The organism is Qipengyuania algicola (assembly GCF_042492175.1).
In the GTDB taxonomy this organism is placed as follows: domain Bacteria; phylum Pseudomonadota; class Alphaproteobacteria; order Sphingomonadales; family Sphingomonadaceae; genus CAJXSN01.
In genome coordinates this window covers 379,876-390,500 of record NZ_CP170453.1, presented here as the reverse complement: position 1 = coordinate 390,500, position 10,625 = coordinate 379,876, and the positions used below count along the sequence as shown (strand labels likewise).

Genomic DNA, 10,625 nt, shown 5'->3' with positions numbered 1-10,625 from the left:
TGCCGCGAATAAGGGGGCCGGGAAGCCGCAATGCTGTATCTGCTAGCTGAATGGATGGAATTCGAGGGGTTGTTCAACCTCGTGCGATACCAGACGTTCCGCGCCGGCGCGACGCTGATGACCGCGCTGATCATCGGTCTGATTATCGGACCGCGCCTGATCGATATGCTGCGCGTGCGGCAGGGCAAGGGGCAGCCGATCCGGGAGGACGGGCCGCAAACCCATCTCGCCAAGGTCGGCACGCCCACAATGGGCGGTCTGATGATTCTGATCGCACTAGCGCTCAGTCTGATGCTGTGGATGGATCCGCGCAATCCGTTTGTCTGGGCCTGTCTGGCGGTCACCGCCGGTTTCGGCCTGATCGGGTTCCTCGACGATTACGACAAGGTCTCGAAGGGCAGTCACAAGGGCGTTTCGGGCAAGGTTCGCCTGCTGCTGGAATTTATCGTCGCGGGCATCGCCAGTTACATCATCGTCAGCCAGATCAACACATGGCTCTATGTGCCGTTCGTGTCGGACCGCGCCATTCCGCTGGGCTGGGGCTATTACATCTTTGCCGCCTTCGTGATTGTCGGCGCAGGAAACGCCGTGAACCTGACCGACGGGCTGGACGGGCTGGCGATCATGCCGGTGATTATCGCGGCGGGCACCTTTGCGATCATCTGTTATCTGGCCGGCCGCGTCGATTACTCCGAATATCTCGGAATTCCCTATGTCGAGGGGGCAGGGGAGCTGGCGATATTCTGCGCCGCCATCATGGGGGCGGGGTTGGCCTTCCTGTGGTTCAACGCCCCGCCTGCGGCTGTGTTCATGGGCGATACCGGCAGTCTGGCACTGGGCGGCGCGCTGGGCGCCATCGCGGTGGCCAGCCATCACGAGATCGTTCTGGCGATTGTCGGCGGGCTGTTTGTGTTCGAAGCGCTCAGCGTCATCATTCAGGTCTTCTGGTTCAAACGGACCGGAAAGCGCGTGTTCCGCATGGCCCCCATCCACCACCATTTCGAGCAGCTGGGCTGGAGCGAAAGCAAGGTCGTGATCCGCTTCTGGATTGTCGCCATCGTGCTGGCCCTGCTCGGCCTCGCGACATTGAAACTGCGGTGAGGCTGCGATGATCACCTCCCCCGCCTTTTCCGGGAAGCGTTACGCCATTCTTGGCCTCGCCCGCTCGGGAATGGCGGCGGCTGAGGCCTTGCTGGCCAGCGGTGCGCATGTCACCGCTTGGGACCGGCAGGAAGAACCGCGCGAGGCGCTGGCCGGACGGGCGGAAATCGCCGATCCGCTAACTATCGATTTGACCGGATATGACGGAATTGTCGTCTCCCCGGGTGTGCCGCTCAACACCCATCCCATTGCCGATCGGGCCGCAGAATTTGGCGTGCCGGTGATCGGGGATATCGAACTGTTTGCCCAGGCGCGCGCCGATCTGCCGCCGCACCGCGTGATCGGCATCACCGGCACCAATGGCAAATCGACAACCACCGCGCTGACCGCGCATATTCTGGAACAGGCGGGTCTGCCCTGCCGGATGGGCGGCAATATCGGCTTGCCGGTTCTGGGCGAAGATCCGCTGGAGCCCAATGCGAAGGGCACCGGCGTGTATGTGCTGGAGCTGTCCAGTTACCAGCTCGACCTCACCCGCTCGCTGGCCTGCGAGGCGGCGGTGCTGCTGAATGTGACGCCCGATCATCTCGACCGGTATAACGGTTTCGAGGGCTACGCCCTTTCCAAAGGCCGCCTGATGGCGATGCAGGGCAGCGGGCAGTTTGCCGCCTATGGCTGTCAGGACGACACCACGCGCACCATGCGCGAGGCCGAAGCAGCGCGGCGGCCGCGCGGTCTGGCCGTGTGTCTGGAGCCGCACCAGCTGGCCGATCTGCAAGCGGATTGGCCCGCGCTGCAGGGGCCGCACAATCTCCAGAACGCCGCTGCCGCGATCACTCTGGCAGAGGTGATGGGCGTCACCCGCGCGCAGTGGGAACCGGCCATGAAGTCCTTCACCGGCCTGCCGCACCGGATGGAAGTGGTCTGCACGCATGACGATGTGCTGTTCATCAATGATAGCAAGGCCACCAACACTGCCTCTGCCGCTCCCGCTCTGGCCGCGTGGCCTGCCGGTGACGGCCCGCGCATCCACTGGATTGTCGGCGGCTTGGCGAAGGAAGACGGGTTGGGCGAGTGCGAGGCGCAGCTCGGCAATGTGGCCCGCGCCTATACGATTGGCGAGGCTGGTCCGCGCTTTGCCGAATTGCTGGAAGGCCGCGTTCCCGTCGAACGATCCGAATTGATTTGCGAGGCGGTGAAGCAGGCGGTCGAAGCCGCAAAGCCCGGCGACGTGGTGCTGCTCTCGCCCGCCTGTGCCAGTTTCGACCAGTTCCGCGATTTCGAAAAGCGCGGAGAGCATTTCCGCCAGATTGTCGGCGCGATTACCGGCTGCGAATTGCCCGCCGGTAACGAGCCCAGCCTTTCCAGCGCCAGCCTTTCCAGCGCCAGTCTTTCCAGCGGTGGAGGAAACAAGTGACCGCCTCGACTTCGACATCAACCGGCAGCACGCGCCCCATTGGCGCGGGCGAACCCTTTGCCGGTTCGCGGACATCGGATTTCAAGATCTGGTGGCGCGAGGTAGACCGTGTCCTGTTGCTTCTGGTGCTGTTGCTGGTCGCCATCGGCGCGGCAGCGGTTGCCGCTGCGTCCCCGGCGACAGCCCGGCGTCTCTCGACCAGTGAAGTGACCCTGCCGGACCTCTATTTTTACTGGGCGCATATGCGCTGGCTGGTGGTCGGCCTCGCCGTGATGCTGGGCGCATCCTTCCTTTCGCGCGACAATGCCCGCCGCGTGGGCGTGTTGCTGGCGGTTGCAATGATCGGCGCGCTGATGCTGGTCCCGCTGGTCGGGCACGAAGTGAACGGGGCGAAGCGGTGGATCAAATTCGGCATCGGCTTCCAGCCGTCGGAATTTCTGAAACCGGGCTTCGCCATCCTGCTGGCATGGGTGCTCAGCTGGCGGCTGCGCGATCCCAACCTGCCGGTTCTCGCTGTGGTGTCGGCTGTCGCGGCGCTGGTCGGTGTGCTGCTGATGCTGCAGCCCAATCTGGGCGCGACGATCCTGTTTGGCGGGGTCTGGTTCGTGCTGGTGATGCTGTCGGGCGTATCGTTCAAGAAAATCGCCGGTCTTGTGGTGGGCAGCGTGGCGGGGGTCGTCGCGGCCTATTTCTTCTACGGAAACGCGCGCAACCGGATCGACGCGTTCTTTGGCGGAGGCACGGCGTTCGATCATGTCGATCTGGCAGAGCGCACTCTGCTGTCGGGCGGATGGACGGGCGCAGGTTTCTGGCTGGGCGAGCAGAAGATGCGGCTGCCCGAAGCACACACCGATTATATCTTCTCGGTCATTGGTGAGGAGTTCGGCCTGATCTGGTGCGCGCTCATCGTTATCGTTTACCTCGCCATCATCGGGCGCGCTCTGGTGCGGCTGGCGGATGAGGAAAATCTGTTCGCACTGCTGGCGGCGGCTGGGCTGACCGCGCAGATCGGCGGGCAGGCCTTTATCAACATCATGGTCAATTTGCAGCTGTTCCCCTCCAAAGGCATGACTTTGCCGCTGGTGAGCTATGGCGGTTCATCGACCATCGCGGTATGCTTGACGGTCGGATTGTTGCTCGCAATGACGCGGCGCAATCCGTTCCTCACCCGCGAGACCCCCGGTATCGCGGGCTTCGCGTCCAACAAGGAACCGCCACGATGAATACCCCTGCGCCCACTACCCCATCTCGGGCTGGCGCGAACCGCCATTATGTTCTCGCCGCTGGCGGGACCGGCGGCCATATGCTCCCCGCCTTCGCTTTGGCGACCGAACTGGAACGGCGCGGGCATCACGTTGCGCTGGTCACCGACGCACGCGGCGCGCAAATTCCTGGCAAGCCCGATTTTCTTCCCGCCCATGTCATTCCGGCAGGCCGGTTCGGCAAGAACCCGCTGCGCTGGCCTGGCGCAATCAAGGCGCTGATGGAAGGCCGCCGCATGGCGCTGCGTCTGTTTGAAAGTTTCGAGCCGAGCGCGGTGATCGGCTTTGGCGGCTATCCTGCTGCGCCTGCCTTGCTGGCGGCGACATCGGCGGAAATTCCCAGCCTGGTGCACGAACAGAACGCGGTGCTGGGCCGGGTCAACCGGATGCTGGCGGGCCGCGTGCAGGCGATTGCCACCGCCTATCCCGATGTCGAACGGCTGGCGGCGAAGCACAAGGGCAAGGTCCATCTGGTCGGCAATCCCGTCCGCCCCGAAGTGCGCGCGCTGCGTGAGGAAGACTTTGCCGCGCCGGGCGAGGATGGCCTGTTGAAGGTTCTCGTGACGGGCGGCAGTCAGGGCGCGCGCATATTAAGCGAAGTCGTGCCTGATGCGCTGGCCATGTTGCCCCCGCCGCTGCGCCAGCGTTTGCAGGTCACCCAGCAATGCCGTGCGGAGGATCTGGAAACCGTGCGTGGGCGCTATCGCAGGCATGACATCCCGGCAGAGCTGGGAACCTATTTTGAAGATATGGAAACACGGCTGGCCGACGCGCATCTGTTTATCGGGCGCGCTGGGGCCTCGACGATTGCCGAGCTGACCGCCGTGGGCCGTCCCGCGATATTGCTCCCCCTGCCGATCGCGACCGACGATCATCAGGCGGCGAACACGCGCGAGATCGTGAAAGCCGGCGGTGCGCGGATGATCCGGCAGCCGAAAGAAACGGTCGAGATTCCCAAGGGGGATGTCGATACCATCAGCCGGATGCAGAAAAAGCAGGGCGATCATTTTGCCCGGCTCGCCAAAGATATCTCCAAGCAGATACAGGCCATCGCCAAGAACCCCGCGACGCTGGCCAATGCGGCCCATGCGGCGTGGAATTGCGGTCGTCCGCGTGCGGTGGAGGACCTTGCCGACCTGCTCGAAAGCTTCGGCGGGGCGGAAATGATGGATGTCATCAAGGTCGGGGCCAACAACGCGCGCGGGGCGAGCCAGCCTGCCAAGGCGCGGCCAGCCTCGGCCAAAGGTGCGGCCAAAGAGAGCCATTCCTGATGCGCGGCGTTCCGACAGATATCGGCGTGGTGCACTTTGTGGGCATTGGCGGCATCGGCATGTCCGGCATTGCCGAGGTGATGGCCAATCTGGGCTACACGGTGCAGGGCAGCGACCTCAGCGAAAGCCCGACGGTCGAGCGGCTGCGGGCGCGCGGCATTGCGGTGAGGATCGGGCACGAACGCGAAAATGTGGAAGGGGCGGCAGTTGTCGTCACCTCCACCGCCGTGCGCCGGACCAACCCTGAAGTCGCCGCTGCGCTGGAAAATCGCACGCCGGTGGTGCGCCGCGCGGAAATGCTCGCCGAGCTGATGCGCCTCAAAAGCACGGTCGCGGTGGCGGGCACCCACGGCAAGACCACCACCACCAGCATGATCGCAGCTCTGCTGGACAAGGGCGGGGTCGACCCCACAGTCATCAATGGCGGTATCATCGAACAATACGGCTCCAACGCGCGGCTGGGCGACAGCGACTGGATGGTCGTGGAGGCCGACGAAAGCGACGGCAGCTTCCTGCGGCTCGACGGGACCATTGCGGTGGTCACCAATATCGATCCCGAGCATCTCGATCACTACGGCGATTTCGACGGCGTGAAGCGCGCCTTTGTCGAATTCATCCACAATGTCCCGTTCTACGGCGCGGCGATCCTGTGCATCGACCACCCCGAGGTTCAGGCGGTGATCGGCAGTGTCCGTGACCGGCGCGTGGTGACCTACGGCTTCTCTCTGCAAGCCGACATTTGCGGGGTGAATATCCGGCCCGACGAAGGCGGCAACACCTTCGATGTTATCATCCGCCAGCGCGGCGAGGAAGACCGGCGGATCGAAGGCGTGCGCCTGCCGATGCCCGGGCGGCACAATGTCCAGAACGCGCTGGCCGCGATTGCCGTCTCCATCGAAATGGGCTGCCCCGACGATGTTATCCGCGACGGCTTCGGATCGTTTGGCGGCGTGCGTCGCCGCTTCACCAAGACGGGCGAAGTCAGCGTGGAGGGCGGCACGGTCCGCATCATCGACGATTACGCGCACCACCCGGTGGAAATCACCGCCGTGCTCGGTGCCGCGCGCGAAAGCGCAGGGGCCAGCGGCGGGCGTGTGATCGCCGTGATGCAGCCGCACCGCTATTCGCGCTTGGGCGATCTGATGGATGATTTCCAAAGCTGCTTTAACGAGGCCGACACGGTCTATGTCACACCGGTCTACGCGGCAGGTGAGGATCCCATAGAGGGCGTCAGCAGTGAGGATCTGGTGTCTGGCATGACTTCGCGCGGGCACCGCAGTGCGGCAACAGTCGCCGACCAGTCAGAGCTCGCGGGCAAGCTGGCCAGCACGATTGCCGCAGGCGATATTGTCGTCTGTCTGGGTGCCGGTGACATTACCAAATGGGCGGCCACTTTGCCGTCCGCGGTGCAGTCCGCGCGGGAACAGAGTCAGACATGATGACCGATCCGAACCAGCCGGACGATTGGGCCATGTATGACACCGGCGAAGCCCCCGATGCGGAAGTCGAGGGCGCGCTCAATGCGCCTGTACCGATCGACAACATCCGGGGCCAGCTGACCAAGGACGCACCGCTCGCCAAACTGGTCTGGTTCAAAAGCGGAGGCAGTGCCGACTGGCTGTTCGAGCCCGCCGATATGGACGATCTGAAAGCGTTTCTGGGCGATCTGGCGGGCACGATGCCGGTCATGGCGCTGGGTCTCGGCTCCAACCTGATTATCCGCGATGGCGGCGTGCCCGGCGTGGTGATCCGGCTGGGCAAACCTTTTGCGAGCGTGGAAGTGGGCGACAATCACACTGTGACTTGCGGAGGAGGAGCGCACGGTATTCTGGTGTCCTCCACCGCGCGCGATGCGGGCGTTGCTGGGCTGGAGTTCCTGCGCGGTATTCCCGGCACGGTCGGCGGCTTCGTGCGGATGAATGGCGGGGCCTATGGCAAGGAAACCGCCGACATATTGATAGATTGCGATGTGATTATGCCCGGCGGGGATTTGATAACCCTGCCTGCCTCCGATCTCGAATACTCGTATCGCCATTCGGCTTTGCCGGAAGGCGCAGTGGTGGTGTCCGCGCGCTTTCAAGGCGAGCCGGGCGATCCCGCCGCCATCGGCGCGGAGATGGACCGGATTGCCGAAGCGCGCGAGAACTCGCAGCCGATCCGCAGCAAGACCGGCGGCTCCACTTTCAAGAACCCCGATGGCCACAAGGCCTGGCAACTGGTCGATGCAGCGGGTTGCCGCGGCCTCACCATGGGCGGCGCGCAAGTGAGCGAGAAACACACCAATTTCATGATCAACACGGGCGGCGCGACCAGCGCCGATATCGAAGGGCTGGGCGAAGAAGTCCGCGCCCGCGTCTACAAGAATTCCGGCGTCCAGCTGGAATGGGAAATCAAGCGGGTGGGGCGGCCCTGATGTCTGAAAATCGCGTTCTTGACCGCACTTATCATGTCGCCGTGCTGATGGGCGGATGGGCTAATGAGCGCCCGGTCTCGCTGATGTCGGGCAATGGCGTGGCCGATGCGCTGGAGGCGCGCGGGCACCGCGTGACGCGGATCGATATGGACCGCGATGTTGCCGCGCGCATTGCCGAGGCAAAGCCCGACGTGGTGTTCAACGCGCTGCACGGCGTGCCGGGAGAGGACGGGACGGTGCAGGGGATGCTCGATTTGATGGGCGTGCCCTATACACATTCCGGCCTCGCCACATCGGTGATCGCCATCGACAAGGAACTGACCAAGCAGGCGCTGGTCCCGCATGGTATCCCCATGCCCGGCGGGCGGATTGTCCGGTCGGAAGATCTCTATCAGGCCGATCCGCTGGCCCGGCCTTACGTGCTCAAACCCGTCAATGAAGGATCGTCGGTCGGTGTCGCCATCGTCACCGAGGAAAGCAATTACGGCAACCCGATCCGCCGCGATGCCGCAGGGCCGTGGCAGGAATTCGATAGTCTGCTGGCCGAGCCCTTCATTCGCGGGCGCGAGCTGACCACCGCTGTGGTGGGCGGCGAAGCGCTGGGAGTGACCGAACTGGTGCCCAAGAGCGGCTTCTATGATTTCGAGGCCAAATACACCGACGGGATGACCGATCACATCTGCCCCGCCGACATCCCCGAGAACATCGCGGCCCTATGCAAGCAATATGCGCTGGAAGCACACCGCGTGCTGGGCTGCAGGGGCACCAGCCGAACGGATTATCGCTGGGATGACGAGCAGGGCGAAGACGGCCTGTTCGTGCTGGAAACCAACACCCAGCCGGGGATGACACCGCTCAGCCTGGTGCCGGAACAGGCGCGATTTGCGGGCATGAGTTACGAAGATTTGGTCGAGACAATCGTCAAGGATGCGCTCGATTATTTTGCAGGGGCAGAAACGGGGGGCGAACATGGCAACGGTTAAGCGCAAGACGACAGGTGTCCGCCGCTCGGCTGCGGCCAAGTCCCGCGCGGCGAAGGCCCGGACAGCCCGGACGCGCACGCAGGGCGGGTTCAATCGCGCGCTGGCTTTGCTGCCGTTTGATGACGAGCAATTGCACCGCATTTTCCTCGCCATCATCATCGGGGGCGGGGCGGCACTGGCATGGTTTGTCGCCAGTCTGGCCGGTGTGCCGGCTTTGGCTCAGAACGAAGTGGCGAAGCTGGCCAGCGATGCCGGTTTCGAAGTGCGCCGCGTGCGGGTGACGGGCGTGCAGCGGATGAACGAGCTGAAAATTTACGAGCGTGCGCTCGCCCAGCGCGACCGGCCGATGCCGCTGGTCGATCTGGAGGGTCTGCGCTCCGAACTGGTTGCGCTGCCGTGGGTCGAGGATGCCCGCGTTTCGCGCCAATTGCCTGATGTTCTGGTGATCGACGTGGTTGAACGCACGCCGCATGCGGTGCTGCGCAAGCCCGATCATCTCGTCCTGATCGATGCCACCGGTGAAGAGCTGGAGCCGATCTCGGCAGAGAATGCCAAGGGGATGCTGGCGGTCGAAGGCCCCGGCGCGGCCAAGCAAGTCGCCAATCTGGGCACGTTGCTGGATGCGGCACCCGCTATGCGCAGCAAGGTGGCGCATGCCGAATGGGTCGGCAATCGCCGGTGGAACCTGACATTTACCACCGATCAGGTCCTGGCTCTGCCGCAGGGCGAGAAAGATGCGGCGACGGCGCTGATCCAGTTCGCCCGGCTCGATGGGCAGAACCGTCTGCTGGGCGGGAAGGTGGCCACCTTCGACATGCGCGCGCCGGAGCGGATTTACATGCGCGTGCCGGGCCGCGCGGCGCAGGTGCTGGGCGAGGGAGGGACAAACTGATGGGTCTACCGCGTATTTCCCGCGTCTTTGGCGCAATCAATATCGGTTCGTTCCGCATCTCGGCGATGATTTTGGGGCAGTCCGAATCCGGCGAGATGATCGTGCTGGGGTCAGGCCACCGCGCCAGCCAGGGCGTGCGGGGCGGCTACATCGTGGATATGGCTGCGGCCACCTACGCCATCCGCGATGTGGTGGAGCGGGCGGAGAAAGCGGCGGGCACCGGCATCCAGAGCGTCTGGGTCGGATGCTCGGGCGCAGGGCTGGCGAACAGGGTCAGTCAGGTCGAGGTGCCCGTGGGCGGGCGGCGGATCGAGGAAGAGGATGTGCAGCACCTGCTGCTCTCGGCCCGCGAGACGATCCAGCCCGACGGCAAGATGGTCCTCCATGCCCAGCCGGCGCAATACACGCTGGACGGAGCGCATGGCGCGACCGATCCCAAGGGCCTGCACGCCGAGCGGCTGGGCGTCGATATCCATGTGATGCTGGCCGATGGCGCGCCGGTGAAGAATTTGCGCGATGCGGTGGAAGGCGCGCATCTGAATGTGGAGGCTGTGGTTGCCGCCCCGATTGCCTGCGCGGAGGCCTGCCTGACGCCGGAAGAGCGCGAGCTGGGCACTGCCGTGGTCGAGATTGGCGCGGAGCTGACCAATGTCACGATCTTCCAGAACGGCATGCTGCGCGCGCTCCATGCAATTCCCTTCGGCTCGGGCGATATCACCGATGCGATTGCCAGCGATTTCGGCATCCGCCGGTTTCAGGCCGAGCGGCTGAAATGCGTGGCGGGCTCTGCCATTGCCAGCCCGTCGGACCACCGCGAGATGGTCCCGCTGGCAGCGCAGGCGGAAGGCGCGCCGGAAGCCGAGAGGATCAGCCGGGCCGAACTGGTGTCCGTTGTCACCACGCAGGTCTCGCGGTTGACCGACGAAATCAACCGCGTGTTCAAGGCCATGGATTTCGGCGGGCAGCGTGGCGGGCAGGTGGTCCTGACCGGCGGCGGTGCCGAGCTGGCAGGGATTGCGGAGTTTGCCCAAGGCGCGCTCGGCCGCCCGGTGCGGATCGGCAAACCGGCGGGCCTGCGGGGCCTGCCCGATGCGCATGCAACGCCCGGTTTCACCACTCTGGCGGGCCTGTGCCTCTATGCCGCGCGCGATCCGGTGGATATCCGCTCGATCGAAAACAACGTTCAGGACACAGTGCGCTATACGGGGCTGGGGCTGATCAAGCGCGTCCTGACCGCGTCACGCGAATACTTCTAGCTCTCCGGAGGAATACCGACCTGTGGCCAG

At 64.4% G+C, this 10,625-nt stretch carries 9 protein-coding genes; all 9 read left to right on the top strand.

What is annotated here, in order from left to right:
• Positions 1-30: 30 nt before the first annotated feature.
• Genes mraY through ftsA form a run of 9 tightly spaced genes read left to right on the top strand, consistent with a single transcriptional unit; the run spans position 31 to position 10,595 of the window.
• Positions 31-1,101, top strand: coding sequence for a phospho-N-acetylmuramoyl-pentapeptide-transferase (gene mraY / locus ACFCW2_RS01890; protein ID WP_379547783.1), 1,071 nt, complete (start codon positions 31-33; stop codon positions 1,099-1,101).
• A 7-nt stretch (positions 1,102-1,108) separates the two neighbouring features.
• Positions 1,109-2,518, top strand: a complete 1,410-nt coding sequence (gene murD / locus ACFCW2_RS01885) for a UDP-N-acetylmuramoyl-L-alanine--D-glutamate ligase (RefSeq protein ID WP_379547781.1) — start codon at positions 1,109-1,111, stop codon at positions 2,516-2,518.
• Positions 2,515-3,741: an FtsW/RodA/SpoVE family cell cycle protein gene (locus ACFCW2_RS01880; RefSeq protein WP_379547780.1), complete on the top strand. Its 1,227-nt coding sequence runs from the start codon at positions 2,515-2,517 to the stop codon at positions 3,739-3,741. The genes murD and ACFCW2_RS01880 overlap by 4 nt, the downstream gene beginning before the upstream one ends.
• A complete protein-coding gene (locus tag ACFCW2_RS01875) occupies positions 3,738-5,051 on the top strand; it encodes a UDP-N-acetylglucosamine--N-acetylmuramyl-(pentapeptide) pyrophosphoryl-undecaprenol N-acetylglucosamine transferase (RefSeq protein WP_379547778.1) in 1,314 nt (437 codons plus the stop codon). Before ACFCW2_RS01880 ends, ACFCW2_RS01875 begins: the two co-directional genes overlap by 4 nt.
• Positions 5,051-6,490: a UDP-N-acetylmuramate--L-alanine ligase gene (murC, locus tag ACFCW2_RS01870; protein WP_379547776.1), complete on the top strand. Its 1,440-nt coding sequence runs from the start codon at positions 5,051-5,053 to the stop codon at positions 6,488-6,490. The genes ACFCW2_RS01875 and murC overlap by 1 nt, the downstream gene beginning before the upstream one ends.
• Entirely contained in the window at positions 6,487-7,464 is a 978-nt protein-coding gene (gene murB, locus ACFCW2_RS01865) for a UDP-N-acetylmuramate dehydrogenase (RefSeq protein WP_379547774.1), read from the top strand. Before murC ends, murB begins: the two co-directional genes overlap by 4 nt.
• Positions 7,464-8,447: a D-alanine--D-alanine ligase gene (locus ACFCW2_RS01860; RefSeq protein WP_379547772.1), complete on the top strand. Its 984-nt coding sequence runs from the start codon at positions 7,464-7,466 to the stop codon at positions 8,445-8,447. The genes murB and ACFCW2_RS01860 overlap by 1 nt, the downstream gene beginning before the upstream one ends.
• Positions 8,434-9,339, top strand: a complete 906-nt coding sequence (locus tag ACFCW2_RS01855) for a cell division protein FtsQ/DivIB (RefSeq protein WP_379547771.1) — start codon at positions 8,434-8,436, stop codon at positions 9,337-9,339. Before ACFCW2_RS01860 ends, ACFCW2_RS01855 begins: the two co-directional genes overlap by 14 nt.
• Entirely contained in the window at positions 9,339-10,595 is a 1,257-nt protein-coding gene (ftsA, locus tag ACFCW2_RS01850; protein ID WP_379547770.1) for a cell division protein FtsA, read from the top strand. The genes ACFCW2_RS01855 and ftsA overlap by 1 nt, the downstream gene beginning before the upstream one ends.
• Positions 10,596-10,625 lie beyond the last annotated feature (30 nt).